At 49.4% G+C, this 18738-nt stretch carries 18 protein-coding genes; 5 read left to right on the top strand and 13 right to left on the bottom strand.

Annotation, left to right across the window (positions count from 1 at the left end; translation table 11 throughout):
- Positions 1 to 113: 113 nt before the first annotated feature.
- From zwf to E1963_RS03345, 3 genes are read right to left on the bottom strand one after another with little or no spacing between them, the layout of a single operon-like run.
- Positions 114 to 1505: a glucose-6-phosphate dehydrogenase gene (gene zwf, locus E1963_RS03355; protein WP_132275231.1), complete on the bottom strand. Its 1392-nt coding sequence runs from the start codon at positions 1503 to 1505 to the stop codon at positions 114 to 116.
- The gene (gene gndA / locus E1963_RS03350; protein WP_132275350.1) at positions 1498 to 2913 is read right to left on the bottom strand and encodes an NADP-dependent phosphogluconate dehydrogenase; all 1416 of its coding nucleotides are present in this window, start codon (positions 2911 to 2913) and stop codon (positions 1498 to 1500) included. The genes zwf and gndA overlap by 8 nt, the downstream gene beginning before the upstream one ends.
- Complete coding sequence (locus E1963_RS03345) at positions 2913 to 3983, bottom strand: lactonase family protein (RefSeq protein ID WP_243117541.1); 1071 nt, start codon at positions 3981 to 3983, stop codon at positions 2913 to 2915. Before E1963_RS03345 ends, gndA begins: the two co-directional genes overlap by 1 nt.
- 184 nt (positions 3984 to 4167) lie before the next feature.
- Here E1963_RS03345 and E1963_RS20365 point away from each other — a divergent pair, with 184 nt between their 5' ends.
- Both E1963_RS20365 and E1963_RS21210 read left to right on the top strand, forming a co-directional pair.
- The gene (locus tag E1963_RS20365) at positions 4168 to 4821 is read left to right on the top strand and encodes a HAMP domain-containing protein (protein ID WP_243117540.1); all 654 of its coding nucleotides are present in this window, start codon (positions 4168 to 4170) and stop codon (positions 4819 to 4821) included.
- 165 nt (positions 4822 to 4986) lie between these two features.
- A complete protein-coding gene (locus E1963_RS21210; RefSeq protein WP_262201928.1) occupies positions 4987 to 5118 on the top strand; it encodes a hypothetical protein in 132 nt (43 codons plus the stop codon).
- Positions 5119 to 5480: 362 nt separating this feature from the next.
- Here the strand turns inward: E1963_RS21210 and rny are convergent, their stop codons facing one another.
- The 5 genes from rny to E1963_RS03320 form a co-directional block, all read right to left on the bottom strand.
- The gene (rny, locus tag E1963_RS03335) at positions 5481 to 7034 is read right to left on the bottom strand and encodes a ribonuclease Y (RefSeq protein WP_132275226.1); all 1554 of its coding nucleotides are present in this window, start codon (positions 7032 to 7034) and stop codon (positions 5481 to 5483) included.
- A gap of 72 nt (positions 7035 to 7106) precedes the next feature.
- Complete coding sequence (locus E1963_RS03330; protein WP_132275224.1) at positions 7107 to 7721, bottom strand: regulatory protein RecX; 615 nt, start codon at positions 7719 to 7721, stop codon at positions 7107 to 7109.
- A complete protein-coding gene (gene recA / locus E1963_RS03325; RefSeq protein WP_132275221.1) occupies positions 7721 to 8800 on the bottom strand; it encodes a recombinase RecA in 1080 nt (359 codons plus the stop codon). Before recA ends, E1963_RS03330 begins: the two co-directional genes overlap by 1 nt.
- A 237-nt stretch (positions 8801 to 9037) precedes the next feature.
- Positions 9038 to 9184 carry a hypothetical protein gene (locus tag E1963_RS19555; RefSeq protein WP_167482096.1) on the bottom strand — a complete coding sequence of 49 codons (147 nt, stop codon included), beginning with the start codon at positions 9182 to 9184 and terminating at the stop codon, positions 9038 to 9040.
- 10 nt (positions 9185 to 9194) lie between these two features.
- On the bottom strand, positions 9195 to 9662 hold the full coding sequence (locus E1963_RS03320) for a YbaK/EbsC family protein (protein ID WP_132275219.1): 468 nt from the start codon (positions 9660 to 9662) through the stop codon (positions 9195 to 9197).
- Between the two features lie 174 nt (positions 9663 to 9836).
- Here E1963_RS03320 and E1963_RS03315 point away from each other — a divergent pair, with 174 nt between their 5' ends.
- Positions 9837 to 10703, top strand: a complete 867-nt coding sequence (locus E1963_RS03315; protein WP_132275216.1) for a LysR family transcriptional regulator — start codon at positions 9837 to 9839, stop codon at positions 10701 to 10703.
- A gap of 289 nt (positions 10704 to 10992) precedes the next feature.
- On the opposite strand, the gene E1963_RS03310 is transcribed toward E1963_RS03315, so the two are convergent.
- The 5 genes from E1963_RS03310 to E1963_RS03290 all read right to left on the bottom strand — a co-directional run bounded on the left by E1963_RS03310 (position 10993) and on the right by E1963_RS03290 (position 15380).
- Entirely contained in the window at positions 10993 to 12210 is a 1218-nt protein-coding gene (locus E1963_RS03310) for a D-alanyl-D-alanine carboxypeptidase family protein (protein WP_201271985.1), read from the bottom strand.
- A gap of 87 nt (positions 12211 to 12297) precedes the next feature.
- Entirely contained in the window at positions 12298 to 12876 is a 579-nt protein-coding gene (gene scpB, locus E1963_RS03305) for an SMC-Scp complex subunit ScpB (protein WP_181992849.1), read from the bottom strand.
- Between the two features lie 20 nt (positions 12877 to 12896).
- Positions 12897 to 13640, bottom strand: a complete 744-nt coding sequence (locus E1963_RS03300; RefSeq protein ID WP_132275211.1) for a segregation and condensation protein A — start codon at positions 13638 to 13640, stop codon at positions 12897 to 12899.
- Between the two features lie 30 nt (positions 13641 to 13670).
- Positions 13671 to 14573, bottom strand: a complete 903-nt coding sequence (locus E1963_RS03295; protein WP_201271984.1) for a metallophosphoesterase — start codon at positions 14571 to 14573, stop codon at positions 13671 to 13673.
- Positions 14574 to 15380, bottom strand: coding sequence for an HAD-IIA family hydrolase (locus E1963_RS03290; protein ID WP_132275208.1), 807 nt, complete (start codon positions 15378 to 15380; stop codon positions 14574 to 14576).
- Between the two features lie 110 nt (positions 15381 to 15490).
- On the opposite strand from E1963_RS03290, the gene E1963_RS03285 reads away from it, so the two are divergent.
- Entirely contained in the window at positions 15491 to 17278 is a 1788-nt protein-coding gene (locus tag E1963_RS03285) for an aminopeptidase P family protein (RefSeq protein ID WP_132275205.1), read from the top strand.
- 155 nt (positions 17279 to 17433) lie between these two features.
- Positions 17434 to 18705: a D-alanyl-D-alanine carboxypeptidase family protein gene (locus E1963_RS03280; RefSeq protein WP_132275202.1), complete on the top strand. Its 1272-nt coding sequence runs from the start codon at positions 17434 to 17436 to the stop codon at positions 18703 to 18705.
- Positions 18706 to 18738 lie beyond the last annotated feature (33 nt).

Below are 18738 nucleotides of genomic sequence, written 5' to 3'. Positions count from 1 at the left end.
TAATATTCTTTTTATCCTTTACAATAGCATATTTCCAATTTGCAAACACTTTTTTTGCAATTTCATCGTTTCAATCCTGCATTATCTGCATGTTCCATGTACTTACCACACGGTCAATCGAACCAGGTATGGCCATAACGCTCCAGCATCAGATCTGCTTCGGCCGGTCCTGTATCGCCGGGTTCGTAAGCATATACAGGAAGGCGCTGGCTTACATACCGTTCCCGCAATGCGTCTACATATTTCCAGCTCGTCTCCACCTGGTCCCACTGGGAAAACCAGGACCGCTCCCCACGGATGCATGCACCGAGCAGTCTTTCATACGCTTCCGGCGTATTCATCTGGTTGATATAGGAACAGCTCTGGCAGAAGTCCATCTTCGCCTGGATAATCTCATCCAGCTCACCCGGCCTCTTTATATTGAACTGCAGATATACGCCTTCCGTCGGCTGGATCTTGATATTCAGGATATTCTGCGGCACGCCCGGTACAGAGCTTTTGAATACGATCGCCACCTGCATCTCCCGCTTCATAAGCTTCTTGCCCGTCCGGATATAGAACGGCATCCCCCTCCACCTGTCATTCTCCACGAAGAGACGCAGCGCCGCATATGTCTCGGTAGCAGAATGGGGAGCTACCGCCTGCTCGCTCCGGTATCCCACGTACTGCCCGAGCACCGCGCTCCCGGCAGCATCATCCGGCATAGCAAGTGTTTCCAGCACTTTCATCTGCTCCTGATGCATCTCTTCTACCCCGGGGCCCTGAGGACGCTCCATTGCAACTATCGTGATTATCTGGAACAAGTGGTTCTGCATCATATCTTTCAACGCGCCGCTGTGGTCATAATACCCGCCCCGCGTCTCGACGCCCACCTCCTCAAGCGCGGATATCTGGACACATTCGATGTGCTCTGCATCCCATATATTGCTGAAGATAGGGTTGGCAAACCGGATCGTCTGGATATTCCTGACCATTTCCTTTCCAAGATAGTGGTCTATCCTGTATATGTGGTCCGGCTGGAAAAATGCTTCCATCATGATATTCAGTTCTTCCGCCGCCTCAAGATTCTCGCCGAACGGCTTCTCGATCACCACCTTGCCGCTGCCTGCCCCTTCAACCTTCTGCAGCCCTTTTACGATAGTACCGAAGAAGCGGGGCGCAACTGCAAAATAAAAGATATGGCCGCCGGCACCTGATGCTCTGTAGAACTCGTCCAGCCCTTTATATTCCTCTTCATCCGTAAAGTCCATACGGTAATAGACGATACGCTCTGCCAGTTCTTTGTAGAACTCTTCCCTGTACGAAAGCCGGGCAAACTTCTCAACCCATTCTCCCGCCAGCTTCCGGTACGCCTCGCTCGTATAGTCTCTTCTTCCGATAATGACGATCTGCCCGTTGAGCTGCTCGTTATCTGCGGCCGCCATATTATAAAACGCCGGAATCAGCTTGCGGAACGTCAGATCCCCGGTACCGCCGAATATGGTAAATGTCTGTTCCTTATTCATTGTCCTGCCCCCAGTCATGATGGAAAATGCCTTCCCGGTCTGTCCTTTCGTATGTGTGGGCTCCGAAGCAGTCCCTCTGTGCCTGTATGAGATTCGCCCCCACCGGCATACCTCTGGATGCATCGATATAAGCTTCCGCCTGGCTCATAGCCGGCAGCGGAATCCCGTTCTGGATGCCAAGGCACAGTATATTCTGAAGGCTTTCCTTCCCCTGGTTGATACCTTCCAGAAAATAAGAATCCAGCATCAGATTTGAAAGTTCCGAATCCTTGTCAAATGCTTTTGTTATCTCATCGAGGAACTGGGCCTGTATAATGCACCCCGCGCGGAATATGGCGGCTATCCTGCCGTAGTTGAGATCCCAGCCATATTCTGCAGAGGCATGCCTGAGCAGATCAAACCCCTGGGCATATGCGACGATTTTTGCCGTATAGAGTCCCTTTCTAACCTTATCGGCAAATGCCCCTTTATCCACAGCAGGCCTGTTCGGAGAACCGTTGATCAGCGATTGCGCTGCCTTTCTCTCTTCTATCCTGTTGGACATGATCCTCGCGTTGCAGGCTGCCGTAATCATGGATACGTTCACCCCCTGCCTAAGCGACTCCAGGCTGGTCCACCGGCCGGTGCCCTTCTGCCCGGCGCTGTCAAGTATATGATCCAGCAGCTCTCCCTGGGCGTAATCGTCTGCCTCCCGTAATATCCTGGCAGTTATCTCAATCAGATAGCTCTTCAGCTCCCCTTCGTTCCAGGCTTCAAAGATATCCGCAAGTTCCTCGTTCGTATAGCCGCCGGCGTATTTCAGCAGCAGGTATGCCTCTGCTATGAGCTGCATATCCGCATATTCTATTCCGTTGTGGACCATCTTAACATAATGTCCGGCACCGTCAGGACCCATATATGCACAGCACGGTTCTCCCTTTGCCTTGGCCGCGATCGCCTCCAGTACAGGGGCGATGTGCCTGTAGGCGGATTCATCCCCTCCCGGCATGATGGACGGGCCGAAGCGCGCACCGTGCTCTCCTCCAGATACGCCGGTGCCAAAGTAATAGATGCCTTGCGCCTTCAGGCTTTTCTCCCTCCTCCTCGTATCCTCAAAATATGAGTTGCCTCCGTCCAGTATCATATCTCCTTCATCCAGCAGCGAAGCAAGCTGTTCGATTACCATATCGACCGGATTTCCTGCCTTCACCATGATCAGGAACCGTCTCGGACGCTCCTGGGACGCGACGAGCGACTTCATATCATAAAAAGGTACAAAGTTCTCATGCGGGTACTCCTTGACCATCTCGTCTGTCACTTTGCCGCTCCTGTTATATCCGCCTACTTTAAATCCATGGTCCGCCATGTTAAGGGCAATGCTTCTTCCCATAACCGCCAGGCCGATGACCCCAATCTCCGTTTTCTGCATCATATTACCTCCTTCATCGATCCACTGCCTTGCCTTATCGCCAGAGAAACTCCCTCCGGCATGCTGATACGGCTTCGGATTCCAAGAATCCTGCCGCTCATCCTGTCTCTTTCCAAACTGAATACCTCTCCCGAAAAACGGTTTGCAACGAGCAGAAACCTTTCATCTTCCGTCAGGACAAAATCCCTTGGATGCTCTCCGCCACATGGCACATGTTCCAGTACTGCCGCGCTGCTCCCGCCGACATCCACCACGGCCAGAAGATCTTGCCCCCGAATGGATATATATAAAAACCGTTCATCTACCGTAAGGCGGACTGCCGCGGCAGACGCAACCTGCTTCTTTCTCCCGCTTCCCGTTTCTTCGGGAAGTATCGATAACTGTTGGCGCAATAGAAACGTATCCTCCTGCACTTCAAATATGAACAGCTCATTGCTCCATTCGCTCACCACATACAGCAGCGTATGTGACGCGTTGAATACTCCGTGCCTCGGCCCGCTCCCATCCGGGAACCGGACAGCGCCGCAGGAGCGGAAACCATCTGTCCGGTCAAACATCCGGATGCGATGCTGCGTCAGGCAGGGAACCATCACATATGGCCCATGTAATATAATCTGATGGCAGCCTGCCTCCGCTCCATTTTCAATCCTGCCTGCAGCTTCAGGCCCTTCCTTTCCCATATGGTATATCATAACCGTGCCATCGTGGTAGTTGGCCGTATATGCGAAGGCTCCCTCCTGCAGGATGAAACATGGCGTATCTTTTTCTTCCAGTATCTCTCCCACAAGACTTGCCCTATGATCTGTGAGGCTGACAAAGCATGTTCCGGCCCTGTCTTGCCGCTCCGTAGGAAACGCAAGCATATCTCCTGCCAGGGATACCCATTTTGCATTGTGTGCTTCGTAAAGCAGTTCCGGTTGTGTCATACATCCGTTATCGATGTTGACCGAAAACCGATATACCCCTTTGCTCTTTTCAGATGCGTAGGTTCCGATATATGCTTCTCTCCAGATGTCTGCTGTCTCCTCCGCTTGTATTTCATTTCGTAATTCCCTGTATTCTTTTTCCATCGCAGCCTCCATGCTTTCAACTGATATTTCAACGATTATGCCGCCACATACTGTAATTACAATTATTACAGTATAGAATGTCAAACGTTACTTTTTTAACACTGATTGTCCAAAACGTTATAGAAATGTTATTCTTTTGTGCTAGTATTCCTCAAGCAACAGAATTCAGCTTATAAGAGAAAGGATGTTCAGACATGAAAGATTTCATTCTGGAAACAAAAAGTTTATCAAAAAGATATGGGAGCCAACAGGCCGTAAGCAACATTTATTTGACAGCTACCTGAATGCAACCATCTTCCGAAACGGATATTATATCCATACCGTCCCTATCACAGAAGCCGGCGGGAACATCGAGGGAGCCGTGCTTCTCTCCTATCAGATCAAGATGACCTACGCCAATGACAGGGGACGTCTGGCCGCTGTCATTATTGGTCTTGCTCTGTTTTCGCAATTTATATATATTATCGGCTTTACATTTCTGTTTTCCAGAATACAGGCTGAGAAAATCAATTACCCGCTGCGGCTTCTAACCGACGCCGCTAAGAACATACGGGAGAAGAACCTTGACTTTGAAATCGACTATCATTCAGATAATGAGCTGGGCAGGCTCTGCAGCGCATTTTCTGATATGAAAGAGGAACTGAATAGCTCGTTGTCCGCCCAATGGCATATGGAACAGGAACGCGTCACGATGACGGTGGCTCTGGCCCACGACCTGGGATGTGGAAAAGCTGTCACGTATCATCGTCAATATCATATCCAACAGCCTGCAGTTTACACCCAGAGGCGGCAGGATTACGATGGATGTATCGCTTGGAAAAGAACGGGTATGTTATAGGATCTGCGATTCCGGACTTGGACTTTATATCGTAAAGCAGCTTGCAGAACAGCTTGGAGGCTCCGCCGAGATTGAAAATTCCAGTTCAGGAGAAGCGTGCGTGATATTTTGGCACAGCGTTTAATTTTTAATGATCTGCCAATACTAACCCCGGAGGTGATTACCATGGAACAGGAATATGAAATTGCCCATATCTCGTCTGGCTGTATAAAAGAAATCAACGAACTGCAGGAAAAGCTGAAACAGCAGACAGAAGAAGACATCGTATTGATTGCATATGCACCGGCCGAAAAGTAGATGCACGAGGGTATAATCACTACCACCAGCTTAGCTGTTGGTTTGTTCTGTCCCTGTAAGGGACTATTGCCGGCTTGGGCCTCAAAGGCCCTTCGAGAATAAAAGCCCAAACCGCACCTTATTCTCTGGCTTAGTCCTTACAAGAGGTGTGTGATAAAGTATTCTTATACATTTGGATACCTCCTTAGTTATTTTGGTGCGGTTTAGGACCCACACTTATTATAACTCGGGAGGTTTTTTTATCTAGGGCTAAAGCCAGTTGGGGAACCACCCGCATAGCAGGTGGTTTTATTGTATAGGTATACAAAAAAGAGCTGCCCCGCTGATTGCTCAGCGCGACAGCTCCCTTCAACATTTATCTTCTACTTGGCATAGTCGGTAACACGTGACTCACGGATTACATTGACTTTAATCTGCCCAGGATATTCTAGCTCATACTCTATCTGCTTTGCTATATCTCTGGCCATCAATACCATGTCTGCATCAGATACCTGCTCTGGAACTACCATTACACGAATCTCTCTACCCGCTTGAATTGCAAAAGATTTCTCAACACCTTTAAACTGATTGGTGATATCTTCTAATTGTTTTAACCTGTTTGTATATGTTTCAATTGTTTCTCTTCTTGCACCTGGCCGTGCCGCAGATATCGTATCTGCTGCCTGTACCACACATGCAATTAAAGTTTCCGGTTCTACATCGCCGTGATGAGCCTCTACCGCATTGATGACCGTCGCAGATTCCTTGTATTTCCTACAGAGATCCACTCCAATCTGAATATGTGAGCCTTCCACATCATGATCAATAGATTTTCCTACATCGTGCAGAAGACCTGCCCTTTTCGCCACTCTGACGTCAAGGCCGATTTCTCCCGCCAGAAGACCTGACAGCTGCGCAACTTCGATAGAATGCTTGAGTGCATTCTGCCCATAGCTCGTTCTGAATTTCATCCGTCCTAAAAGCCTGATGAGCTCAGGATGAATTCCATGTACGCCTACTTCAAGAGCTGCCGCCTCTCCTTCTTCACGAATCATCGTCTCTACTTCTTTCTGCGCTTTCTCTACCATCTCCTCAATTCTTGCCGGATGAATACGTCCGTCAACAATCAGCTTCTCAAGCGCTATCCTTGCGACCTCTCTCCTGATTGGATCGAAGCCTGACAAGACGACGGCTTCCGGGGTGTCATCGATAATAAGCTCTACGCCTGTAAGCGTTTCGAGGGTGCGGATATTACGTCCTTCCCTTCCGATGATCCTCCCTTTCATTTCATCACTTGGAAGCTGTACAACCGAAATTGTAGTTTCCGCCACATGATCTGCGGCGCATCTCTGGATGGCGGTGACAACATATTCCTTCGCCTTCTTGTCCGCCTCTTCCTTCGCCTGCGTCTCCAATTCTTTAATCATCTTAGCGGTATCATGTTTAACATCTTCTTCAACAGTTTTTAACAAATATTCTTTTGCTTGTTCGGAGGTAAGTCCTGAGATTCTTTCTAGTTCCTGTACTCGCTGCTTACTCAGCTCTTCCACTTTCGTTTCGCGCTGCTTAAGCTGTTCTTCTTTTGCTGCAAACCCTGACTCACGCCTCTCGATAGCCTCTGACTTCTTATCCAGTGCCTCTTCTTTGGAAAGGACTCTTTTCTCGTAACGCTGCAATTCTGCCCTGCGTTCTTTTGTCTCTTTTTCAAGCTCGTTCTTATTCTTGATAGACTCTTCCTTAATTTCCAAGAGAGACTCCTTTTTCTTGGCCTCGGCTGTCTTCACCGCATCGTCAATAATTTCTCTGGCCTTGCTTTCCGCATTCCCAATCTTAGATTCTGCATTCTTCTTCAGATTGGAGACCGTAACAAAATGACTGACTGCCGCTGTTACTATAACAAGCACCACGGCTACAGCAATTACTATTCCTATCGGCACAGGAGCACCTCCTTATTAAATTTTCATTGTACAAATACAACACTTAAATTTTATACTGTTTTCACAAAGATGTCAAGCATTCCACTCAGAAACTTGTATTACATGACGGATGTCATCATAGCTGAATCCTTTGCGTGTCAGATATCCCATGATTCTGCGCTTTTCAACGTCTTGCGCGGTGGCGGGGTCATACTTTTTCTTTTCCAGTATCTTACGGATAGCCGCCTGGGAATCCTCTTTTCCATAGCACTCTTCCATGGCGGCATCGATCTGTTCTTTGGGGATACCTTTCTGGCTGAGCGCTCCTGATATCTCTCGTCTGCTCTTTCTCTCTTTCCTGCCCATTATGAATCTTCTCACATAAGCGTCGTCATTGATATAGCCGAAAGCCTTAACATAGTCTATAGCCGCGTCTATCATATCTTCCGGATAGCCGCCCTGCCCAAGCTTCGTCCTGAGCTGTCCCTCTGTGCGGTCCATGTCGTTCAGCAGGTGCATGGCCTTAAGCTTGGCCCGCTTTAAGATCACATCCGTCCGAATCGTCTCATATGTCTCTTCTGTGATTTCCTCATCCTGTGCGATATGATAACGGGACAGTTCGCCTTTATATAATATAAAGGCGAACTGTCCGTCCACATATATCCGAAATCTCGTCTTTGTCACAGGCTCTATCTTCGTGACTGTCATTATTGCTTGTCCTCATCCTTTTTCCTGGATTCTTTCTTCTTGCTTTCCTGCGGGCCGGCCTCTTCCGCCGCCGCGGCGGCATCCTCTCCCAGATGATAATGCGCCCGTATCCTGGCCTCTACTTCTTCCAGCATATCCGGATGCTCCGCCAGATACATCTTGGCATTTTCACGTCCCTGCCCAATCTTATCGCCGTTGTAAGCATACCATGCGCCGCTCTTATTGATTACATTGATGCCTGCGGCCAAATCCAGGATATCGCCTTCACGGGAGATTCCTTTCCCGAACATGATGTCAAACTCAGCTTCCTTAAACGGAGGTGCAATCTTATTCTTTACAATCTTGACTCTCGTCCGGTTGCCGACCATCTCTCCGCCCTGCTTCAGCGTCTCTATCCTTCTGACATCCATACGGATAGACGCGTAGAACTTAAGCGCGCGGCCGCCGGTAGTCGTCTCCGGGTTGCCGAACATGATCCCTACCTTCTCCCTCAGCTGGTTGATGAAGATTACGACACAGTTCGACTTGCTGATTACAGGTGTCAGCTTCCTCAGCGCCTGGGACATAAGCCTTGCCTGAAGCCCTACGTGGCTGTCGCCCATATCGCCTTCAATCTCCTGCCTCGGCACGAGCGCGGCCACCGAATCGACGACAACGATATCCATCGCGCCGGAGCGCACCATCGTCTCGGTAATCTCGAGCGCCTGGTCTCCGCTGTCCGGCTGTGATATGTACAGTTCATCAATGTCGACCCCTATGTTGCCCGCGTATACAGGATCCAGCGCGTGCTCCGCATCGATAAATCCTGCTATCCCTCCGCGCTTCTGCACCTCGGCTATCATGTGGAGCGCCACCGTCGTCTTACCGCTTGACTCAGGCCCATATATCTCGATCACACGCCCCTTCGGGACACCGCCGAGCCCCAGAGCAAGGTCAAGGCTGAGGGAACCTGTCGGCACCGTCTCTACCTGAACCTGGGCTGCCGGGTCTCCCAATTTCATGACCGTGCCTTTTCCAAAATCTTTCTCTAGTTTCGATATCGCCGCATCGAGCGCTTTCTTCTTATCATCACTTACCATAACATGCTCTCCTTCTCATTGTCGAACGAATGTTCGTTCCTCGATTAATATAGTATTATACTTACCGGGAAATGTCAATATTAAAATCAACAAAATATCGGTAAAAGACGGAAAGAATATTCCTGCTTTTCTCTCTCCAAGAATAAAATGTGGATTCTGCCAGAAGCGGCTGCGATTCCATCAGAAAAGGCCTGTCGCCTTATCGGGACATCGGAGCAGATGCACTGCTCCGGTACGTCAGAATTGGTTGGACCAGCTGTTCCCTCCCTTCGTCAAGTCATATGTCGTCGTATGAAGAAAATGCCAGCTTTTAAAATACTCTTCCTGTAAGCCATTATAAAAGAATTCCTCTCTTTTTGCAATGATGGCATCCGTCTTTTTCACAGGCTTCCTCTCAGCGTTCTCTGCACACGTCGACCCATCCGCTGCTGCCTCCGTACTGCTCCAGCTCATCTATGCCGAGCTCAATCATGCTGTTACTGCTTCCGGCCGCAGGAAACACGGTATCAAACCTTTTCAGCGACACATCCATGTATACGTCTATACCGTCATTTATTCCGAAGGGACATACTCCCCCCACGCCATGGCCCACGATGGGCTCTACTTCTTCCGCCTTCAGCATCTGTGCCTTGCAGCCGAACCGTGATTTATACTTCTTATTGTCTATCTTCATATCCCCTGCCGTCACTACAAGGATAATATCTTCCCCCGCACAAAACGACAGCGTCTTGGCAATACGCTTCGGCTCGCATCCAAAGGCAGCGGCAGCCGTCTCCACCGTAGCGCTCGACGCATCTACCTCTCTTATCCGTCCTTCCATGCCATACTGCCGAAAATAATCTCTGACTCTTTCTATGGACATCTTCTCTCCTCCTTCATCCCCACCGGGCGGGGCATATATCTTTTTACGTATACTGTAGATTATACATGCATCCGCAGAAAAATCCACCCTTAAAACTTTCTTTTCAGGTCCCATCTGTTATATAATTAGAACAGGCACATAGAAACGGAAGAAAAAGGAAAGGAGAAAGGGCTTATGGATCTGAAAAAATGTGAAGTGCTGCTGACCGCCATCCATCTCGGCAGTTTTACAAAGGCCGGTGAAAAGCTCGGCTATACACAGTCCGGAATCACGCAGATGATGAAGTCGCTTGAGGCCGAGGTCGGCTTCCCGCTGTTCTACAAAGGCCACAAAGGCGTATCCCTTACGCCGGAGGGCGAGGCCCTGCTCCCGTCTATCCGGGGACTGCTCTTTTCCAACGAGACCGTCAATCAGGAGATCTCTTTTCTGAAGGGCCTGAAAAAAGGTACGTTACGCATCGGAACTTATGTCAGCTGTTCGATACGCTGGCTTCCTGATATCATCCGCCGGTTCCAGGCCGATTACCCCGGCATCATATTTCAGATTATGGAAGGAAGCGGCGGGGAGATTGCCAGATGGCTGGAGGATTTTACAGTAGACATCGGCTTTACAAGCTTTCAAAAAGACAAAAGCTATGATTTCATCCATGTAGAGCAGGATCCTCTCCTTGCGGTCCTTCCGAAGGGTCATCCTTACGCGGAGCTTGAGAAAGTGCCGATCGAGCTGTTTGAAAGCCAGCCGTTTATCATATACGACCGGGTCAATGACGCGGATATACATCCGCTGCTTGAAAAGGCAGGAATTACGCCAGACATTAAATTTACCGGCAAGAACGATTATTCTATCGCATCGATGGTGGAACACGGACTTGGCATCAGCATCATGCCTCAGCTTTTTCTGTCACTATACCACGGGGATTATGTGACCCGGCCGCTTGTACCGAAGTCGTACCGCAACTTAGGAATCGCCCTGCGTTCGTCCAAAGACCTTTCGCCGGCCATGAAGCTTTTCCTCCAGTACGTCAGGAAGAACCTCCTCTGATTTAAAGCGGCTGCATACTGTCTGCCGATAGCAATCAGCATACAGCATGCAGCCGCCTGTTCCCGCTATTCCTTCCGCCTAGAAGTGCCTTTTTCTGTCAGATACTACAATATATATTCCATACAGCGCCGCTGCAGCTACGATAGCCCATCCTATGATGTTTCCCATAATGACACCTCCCTATCGTAAACTTCATTCCTCTTTCTTCACTTATATAGTATCATTCCTGCAGAAGGTTGTGAAATTACCGTTCGTTATGGGGATATAAGATTTCGTAATGGATAGCTGCCTATTGCATCAGAAGTTTCTTCACAAGAACCCCCGCACACCATCCGGCATCTTTTTTGTCCGCGGATTCCGTAGTTATGACCGGGAATTCCTTCAACAGCTCGCCGTTCAGCATATAGGTGACCGTGCCGACTTTTTTTCCTTCCTTGACCGGTGCGGCAAGCACCTTGCTTACATCACAGGCCACGTCTACTTTCTCTCCTTCTTTGAGCAGAACTTTGAAGTCTTTATCTGCATCCGCAACCTTGACCGGAATCTTCGCATCGCCCCCAAATTCATCTCCTTTTTTTATTCCCTTTTCTGCCTTTATGTCTTTGAGCTCCATATCCTGCCAGACCGTCTGATACTGGTAATTGGCGATGCCGTACTCCATCAGCTTCCTCGTGTCTTTCCATTTATATCCTTTATTGTTCGGCCATCCGCAGGCCAGGAGGGCTACGATGAATGTCCGGCCGTCCTGCTCAAGCGCTCCTACGTAGCAGTATCCGGCATCTGCGGTAAAACCTGTCTTTCCCGACAGGGCTCCGTCCATCATCGTCAGGAACGCATTGTGGTTGCTGCACGAAAAGCTCCTGTCTCCTTTTACATTTGTAAAGCTGTACTCCTTCGTGCGCGTCACTTCAAGGAACGCGTCTTTCTTCGGCGATTCCTTGATGCAGTACCTCATGATTGCCGCCAGATCTCTCGCAGTCGTCGAGTGCGTCCCCCCATCGTCATAACCGTCCAGCCCGTTCGGGGTGACAAAATATGTATTGCTGCATCCAAGCTCTGCCGCCTTCTCATTCATCATGACGGCAAATTCCTCCACCGATCCTGCAATCCCTTCCGCAATCACTACCGCACTGTCATTATGGGATTCCAGCATAAGCGAGTATAGGAGGTCCTTCATCCGGAACTCCTCTTTGCCCTTCACCCCAAGCCGGACTTTCGGCTGGCTCGCAGCATAATCCGATGCCGCCGTCACCTCATCTTCCTGCATGTTCTCCAGCGCAAGAATGCAAGTCATGATCTTCGTAGTGCTGGCCATCGGCCTTACCACATCTTCCTCCTTGCCAAATAAAACACGCCCGCTGTCAGCATCCATAAGAACTGCGGACCGGGCGTATAGCTGCGACAGCTCTTCCGGGGCGTCCTCATCCCCGGCACGTGCGCCGAAGGAAGGAAGGCCAGAGAGAACTATCATCATTATCATACCTATCATCCAGTATTTCTTTTTCATATACAGCACCGCATATAATCTGTGTTACTGTAATCTATGTTCTGTACACGGATACTATGAACATTTTTCATCCTGAGACAGCGGCTGTCATACGTCCAGCTTGAGCTGTATCTCTTCCTCTGCCTCTGTCTTGAAGTTCTCCATCTGTTCCGGGTTAAGGCTTGGAAGCTCTTCCACCGACTGGATGCTGAACCTGCGCAGGAACTCTTCCGTCGTCCCGAACAGCAGCGGCCGTCCCGGGGCGTCCAGCCTGCCCACTTCACAGACAAGGTTATACTCTACGAGCTTATTTACCGCATGATCTGATTTGACCCCTCTGATCTTCTCAATCTCCAGCTTCGTGACCGGCTGCTTATACGCCACGATCGACAGCGTCTCAAGCAGGACATCCGTCAGGACGAATTTGCGCGGCTGCTTTGCTATCTTGATCAGGTATTCGTACATCTCCTTCTTCGTACACATCTGGAAGCAGCCTTCCAGTTCAATGATGCGGACGCCCCGGTCCTCCTCGTCATACCTGACCATCATCTGGCGGATGATCTTTCTCGTCGTATCTTCATCATGTTCAATGGCAGATGCTATCTTGCCAAGCTCCACCGACTCTCCCATGGTAAATAAAATGGCTTCTATCACGCCTTCTAATTTACGAATCTCCACTTCTTCCATACTACCTTTCCCACTCTCATCTATAACACGGATGTAATGATAATGTCATCAAACTGCTGCTCCTGCTCGATGAAGACCGTTCCGACTTTCATCAGTTCCAGGACCGCCAGAAATGTCACGATAAGCTGCACTTTGGAACATTGCTTCTCCAGAAGCTCACGAAAGCTGAACTTCTTATGTATCCTTGCATAATCCGTCACATAATCCAGTTTCTCAGGCAGAGTGACTTCTTCTTTTTCGATCTTCCCGAACGTGCTGCGGACCGGATCTATCTTGTCTATCTGCCTGCGCATCACATCTTTGAATATACGGTTCAGCTTCAGAAGCGTCAGATCCCCGAGCAATGCATCCATATCGACCGGTTCTACATATTCCAGAACTTCTTCCGGTATCGTCGGGTCTTTATAGAGTACCATCTCGCCGTCGACCTGCCTGTCCTTCAGCTCATAGGACATATACTTGTACATTTTGTATTCCAGCAGCTGTTCGACGAGCTCCTGCCTCGGGTCCTCTTCTTCGCCTTCCTCATTTACTTCTTTAGGAAGCAGCATCCGGCACTTGATATCGAGGAGCGTTGCCGCCATCAGGAGGAATTCGCTCATCACATTCAGGTCTTCCTTCTCCATGGCCCGGATATATTCCATATACTGGTTTGTTATCTCTACTATCGGAATATCATATATATCGATTTTATTCTTGTCAATCAGATGCAGCAGAAGGTCCAACGGCCCCTCGAACACCTGAAGCTTAACTGGTATACCCATATATACTCCTTTTGTCTTATTCTGTCACAACTAATTTATTATACCGTCTGGGGGACGTTTACACAAGTTTTCTTTGTGAAATTCCAGGACGACTGCCTCAGCAGGATCAAAAAGCCTGACCGGCAGCGTATGGCTGCCAATCCCTTTGCTCACTATGATCGTTGCATCCCCTTCCACATATTTCCCGCCCGAGTGCTTCGGAAAGAGAAAAAAGCCGGGGGCGATGATTCCTCCCAGACCGGGAATGCGTACGATGCCTCCGTGATAGTGTCCTGACAGTATGAGGTCTGCTCCCCATGCTTTGTATACATCGGCGTAGCAGGGATTATGTGCAAGCAGTATATTATAGCATCCCTCTTTACGCCTCCCGATCATGTTTGTGATGTCTTCCGCCCGAAGCGCTGCCCTTTTGAATCGCCCATAGCAGCGATTTGGCAGAGAGAGGCCATAGATGCGGATTGGTATGCCCTCCTTCTCCATGCAGACGCATTCATTTTCGAGGAAATGCACTCCCGCTCTTCGGAGGTCTTTTACATATGCGTCCATATCCATGCCATATTCCCCGGGGCTCTCCTTTACACGCTGTTCATGGTTGCCGTCGGCATAGTATACGGGACAGATATCGGCAAGCCGTGTTATGAATTGGAGCGCCGGGCACAAGCCGTGCCCTTTTTTGCCGACCAGCATGTCGCCTCCTATGAGTATCAGATCCGGATGCTCAGCGCGCACCGCGTCCAGAAGTCTGCTGTTGCCCGGTCCGTACGTCTTGTTGTGCATATCGCTCAGGAATATCACTTTGAGAGCATTCGGCATGCCGCTGAGCACCTTCGGTACCATAGGATACCTTGTCATTTTGAACGTATGCGTTTCCCGCCAGATTTCCAGCAGGATACCCAGCAATATAACGATTCCTGTAATTAGAATGGCAGTCACTTATGTCGTTCTCCTTTGCCCGATGAAGTCTTCATATAGCTGCCGGATATCCCTGTATACATAATCCGGTCTGAATTCTGTGCCGTCAAGATCTTTTTCCCGTGCTTCACCTGTGAGCACGAGAGCGGTCTCTACCCCTGCCCGGATGCCGCACGCGATGTCGGTGTACAGCCTGTCCCCTACGACAAGCACCTCCTCAGGCTCAGCGCCCACCTGTTCCATGCACATGGCCACGATCTCTTTGTTTGGTTTTCCGGCGTAATATGGCTTTCTGTCCACCGTCACATTGAGCATCTCACAGATTCCCCCGCAGTCCGGGACGAACCCGAAGGACGCAGGGCACCGGTAATCAGGATTCGTGCCGATATAATCCACTTCGGGCCGGAACAGCAGCTTGCAGGCCTCTTCCACCTTTTCATATCTAAGCGTCCTGTCAAATCCGACCACTACACATGCCACGTCTTCCTCTGCCTGCTCTGTTACGGCAAACCCACAGCCCTTTACTTCTTCTATAAAGGAGGGGGTGCCCATGACAAAGAGCTTCTTTCCGGAGTAATGTTCCTTCAGGTAACGGCAGGTGGCATATGATGCCGTGATGAACTGGTCTTCCTCCGTCAGGATGTCCCACCGCTGAAAGCCAGCCATATAATCTTTTCTGCTTTTTGTAGAATTGTTCGTAATGTAGAAGGAACGGCCGCCGATGGATGAAATATAGTCGATGAGCTTCCTGCTCCCGTCAAACAGCACGTCATCTACAGCGAGTGTTCCGTCTATGTCAAACAAAAAATATTTTTTATCTTTTAACATAATCTGCTCCTTTTATATCGTGATAATTATATAATTATTCCTTTGAATTTGCAAACATATATGTTAGAATTCTATATTAGAGACATTTATAACAAAAGGGAGGTTTTAACATGAATATACGAGAAAGGCTCACTGCTCTGCGTGCACTGATGGCAGAAAAAGGCTTCGACATCTACATGGTGCCGACGGACGATTGCCATCAGAGCGAATATGTTGGGGAACATTTCAAGGCGAGAGCATTTATCACAGGCTTTACAGGTTCCGCCGGGACGGCTGTAATCACGCCGACCGAGGCAGGCCTGTGGACCGACGGCAGATACTTCATCCAGGCTGAAAAGCAGCTGGACAAAAGCGGCGTCAGGCTGTTCAAGATGGGGAATCCCGGCGTTCCTTCTGTAGAAGAATTTATTACAGAAGCACTGCCTGAATATGGGACTTTGGGATTTGACGGCCGTGTCGTTGCCATGGGAGAAGGACAGGCTCTTGAAGCCGCCGTCGCTCCTAAGAACGGAAAGATCGATTATTCCGAGGATCTGATCGACAGGATATGGGACGACCGTCCGCCGCTTTCAGAAGAGCCTGCATTCGCGCTCGAGGAAGCTTATACGGGAGCCTCTACCGCGTCCAAGCTCGCCCGCATCCGCGAAGCCATGAAATCCGCGGGGGCTGACATCCACGTTATCGGGGCACTGGATGACGTGTGCTGGACGACGAATCTGCGCGGCAATGATATCGAATATTTTCCACTTCTTCTCTCCTACGCTGTCATCACTATGGAGGACATGAAGCTTTATATCGATGAGAGAAAGCTGACGGAAGAAATGAAGGCAAAGCTGGCGGCAGACAATATTTCCATCCATCCTTACAATGCGGTATATGAGGATGTGAAGTCGTTTAAAGAGAGCGATACCGTGCTTGTAGACCCTTCCAGGTTAAACTATGCTTTGTATAACAACCTTCCAAAGGGCACTAAGGTTGTGGAGCAGATCAACCCGACGATTCTTATGAAAGCCATGAAAAATGATACGGAACTTCAGAATATTGTCAAGGCACACGTAAAAGATGGCGTGGCTGTCACAAAGTTCATGTACTGGCTGAAGAAACAGGTCGGCAAGATCGAGATTACCGAGCTCAGCGCGGCAGATAAGCTGGAAGAGTTCCGAAAAGAGCAGGAAGGCTACCTGTGGCAGAGCTTTGAGCCAATCTGCGGATTCGGCGAACACGGGGCCATCGTACACTATACATCGACGCCGGAGACGAACGTATCGCTGAAGGAAGGTTCTCTTTTCCTGACGGACACGGGCGGTGGATATTACGAAGGTTCCACCGACATCACTAGAACCTTTGCCCTTGGCAATATTCCGGATAACATGAAGGAGGACTTTACGGCAGTCCTCAAGTGCAACCTGCATCTGGCTGCAGCAGTGTTCCTCTATGGTACTACGGGCTATAACCTGGATGTGCTCGCAAGGCAGCCGCTCTGGGAACGGGGCCAGAACTTCAATCATGGAACCGGCCACGGCGTGGGATATCTGATGAACATCCATGAAGCCCCTACCGGCTTCCGCTGTGCTATCCGGGAGAAAGAAAAGCATCCGCTGGAACCAGGCATGGTAATCACGAATGAGCCCGGACTGTATATCGAAGGTTCCCACGGCATCCGCACGGAGAACGAGATGGTCGTAAGAAAAGGGGACTGCACAGACTACGGACAGTTCCTGTATTTTGAACCTATCACCTATGTGCCGATAGATCTGGACGCCATCAAGCCGGAACTGCTGTCACAGGCAGACAAAGACCAGCTGAACGCATACCACGCCAAAGTATACGACATCGTCTCCCCACATCTGGATGAAGACGAAAAAGAATGGCTGAAAGAATACACAAGAGCAATTTAATTTTCTTAAAGTAATTGGGGACGGAGGTTTTTTAAAAAACCTCCGTCCCCAATTCATTTTAACGTGTCCCTTTTTATTTTTACCCTGTCCCAGGTTATATTTTCCCTCCTTTTCCACTACACTGGTAATAATAGAATCTATATGGAGAGTTGCCAATGAAGCGATTCTTTGCTCTACTAATATGCGTATTTTTATGTACCCAGTCTGTCGCTCTTGCCGCGCCGCCGGACAACATTCTCCTCTATGAAGAGGACACCGGGCAGAGCCAGGAACAAAACAGCGATGCCGGCACGGATGAAAGCACGGACACCGAATCGGATTCCGGTGCCGGACAGGACGCTGCGACCGGACTAGACGTCTCCGCTCCGTCAGCCATCCTGATGGAAGCCTCAACCGGACAGGTAATCTACGAGAAAGAAGCCGATGAGCAGCGCCCGCCTGCCAGCGTGACGAAGATCATGACGCTGCTGCTCATATTTGACGCTCTGAAGGACGGGAAGATCAAGCTCGAAGATTCTGTATCCACCTCGGAATTTGCCGCTTCTATGGGCGGCTCACAGGTATTCCTGGAGCCTGGCGAGACCCAGACCGTAGATACGATGATCAAATGTATTGCAGTGGCCTCGGCCAACGACGCCTGCGTTGCGATGGCGGAATACATATGCGGGAACGAAGAAGAATTTGTGAAAAATATGAATGAACGCGCCAAAGGGCTTGGCATGGACAATACACATTTCGTGAACTGCAATGGCCTGGATACAGACGGACATCTCACGACAGCCAGGGATATCGCGCTGATGTCCCGTGAATTAATCACTACATACCCGCAGATCCGGGACTATTCCATGATATGGATGGAAGACATAACACATACGACCAAAAAGGGGACTACCGAATTCGGGCTGACGAACACAAACAAGCTGGTACGCCAGTATGAATACGCGACAGGCCTGAAGACAGGTTCCACAGACAAAGCCAAATACTGCGTCTCAGCCACAGCAGAAAAAAACGGCATGGAATTGATTGCTGTCATAATGGCTGCGCCCGACCATAAAGCCCGCTTCAACGACGCCACCACGCTGCTGAACTATGGATTCGGAAAGTGCAACAAATACGAAGAAGAAAAAACAGCCTCCATCAAGCCTGTCGCACTCACCAGAGGAGTAAAAAAGACAATCAAGGCAGAACAGACAGAACCTTTTGCCTACATAGACACGACCGGAGCCGACCTGAACAGCATTGAAAAGAAAAAAGTATTGAAAAAGAATTTGAAGGCTCCGATTAAAAAAGGGACTAAGATTGGAGAAATGAAATACTATCTGGCAGGAAAAGAAATCGGCAGCAAGGATATCATCGCCGGAGAAACCGTTGATGAAGTAAGTTATCAGAGCGCATTGAAAGATGCCCTCAACAATCTGCTGCTATAGGCAGCGGGGACACGTTAAAACGAAATGGGGACG

Source organism: Extibacter muris, from assembly GCF_004345005.1.
Taxonomy (GTDB): Bacteria; Bacillota; Clostridia; order Lachnospirales; family Lachnospiraceae; genus Extibacter; species Extibacter muris.
The sequence above is the reverse complement of the archived record's forward strand: the minus strand, read 5'-3'. Positions and strand labels throughout refer to the sequence as shown.

What these genes read in the sequence shown, in the direction of transcription:
- E1963_RS20365 (WP_243117540.1), top strand. Translation starts at nt 4,168, where the DNA reads ATGTTCAGACATGAAAGATTTCATTCTGGAAACAAAAAGTTTATCAAA.
- E1963_RS03345 (WP_243117541.1), bottom strand. Translation starts at nt 3,983, where the DNA reads ATGGAAAAAGAATACAGGGAATTACGAAATGAAATACAAGCGGAGGAG.
- E1963_RS03330 (WP_132275224.1), bottom strand. Translation starts at nt 7,721, where the DNA reads ATGACAGTCACGAAGATAGAGCCTGTGACAAAGACGAGATTTCGGATA.
- E1963_RS03290 (WP_132275208.1), bottom strand. Translation starts at nt 15,380, where the DNA reads ATGTTAAAAGATAAAAAATATTTTTTGTTTGACATAGACGGAACACTC.
- scpB (WP_181992849.1), bottom strand. Translation starts at nt 12,876, where the DNA reads ATGGAAGAAGTGGAGATTCGTAAATTAGAAGGCGTGATAGAAGCCATT.
- gndA (WP_132275350.1), bottom strand. Translation starts at nt 2,913, where the DNA reads ATGCAGAAAACGGAGATTGGGGTCATCGGCCTGGCGGTTATGGGAAGA.
- E1963_RS03310 (WP_201271985.1), bottom strand. Translation starts at nt 12,210, where the DNA reads ATGAAAAAGAAATACTGGATGATAGGTATGATAATGATGATAGTTCTC.
- E1963_RS03285 (WP_132275205.1), top strand. Translation starts at nt 15,491, where the DNA reads ATGAATATACGAGAAAGGCTCACTGCTCTGCGTGCACTGATGGCAGAA.
- E1963_RS03280 (WP_132275202.1), top strand. Translation starts at nt 17,434, where the DNA reads ATGAAGCGATTCTTTGCTCTACTAATATGCGTATTTTTATGTACCCAG.
- E1963_RS21210 (WP_262201928.1), top strand. Translation starts at nt 4,987, where the DNA reads ATGGAACAGGAATATGAAATTGCCCATATCTCGTCTGGCTGTATAAAA.
- zwf (WP_132275231.1), bottom strand. Translation starts at nt 1,505, where the DNA reads ATGAATAAGGAACAGACATTTACCATATTCGGCGGTACCGGGGATCTG.
- E1963_RS03300 (WP_132275211.1), bottom strand. Translation starts at nt 13,640, where the DNA reads ATGGGTATACCAGTTAAGCTTCAGGTGTTCGAGGGGCCGTTGGACCTT.
- recA (WP_132275221.1), bottom strand. Translation starts at nt 8,800, where the DNA reads ATGGTAAGTGATGATAAGAAGAAAGCGCTCGATGCGGCGATATCGAAA.
- E1963_RS03315 (WP_132275216.1), top strand. Translation starts at nt 9,837, where the DNA reads ATGGATCTGAAAAAATGTGAAGTGCTGCTGACCGCCATCCATCTCGGC.
- E1963_RS03320 (WP_132275219.1), bottom strand. Translation starts at nt 9,662, where the DNA reads ATGTCCATAGAAAGAGTCAGAGATTATTTTCGGCAGTATGGCATGGAA.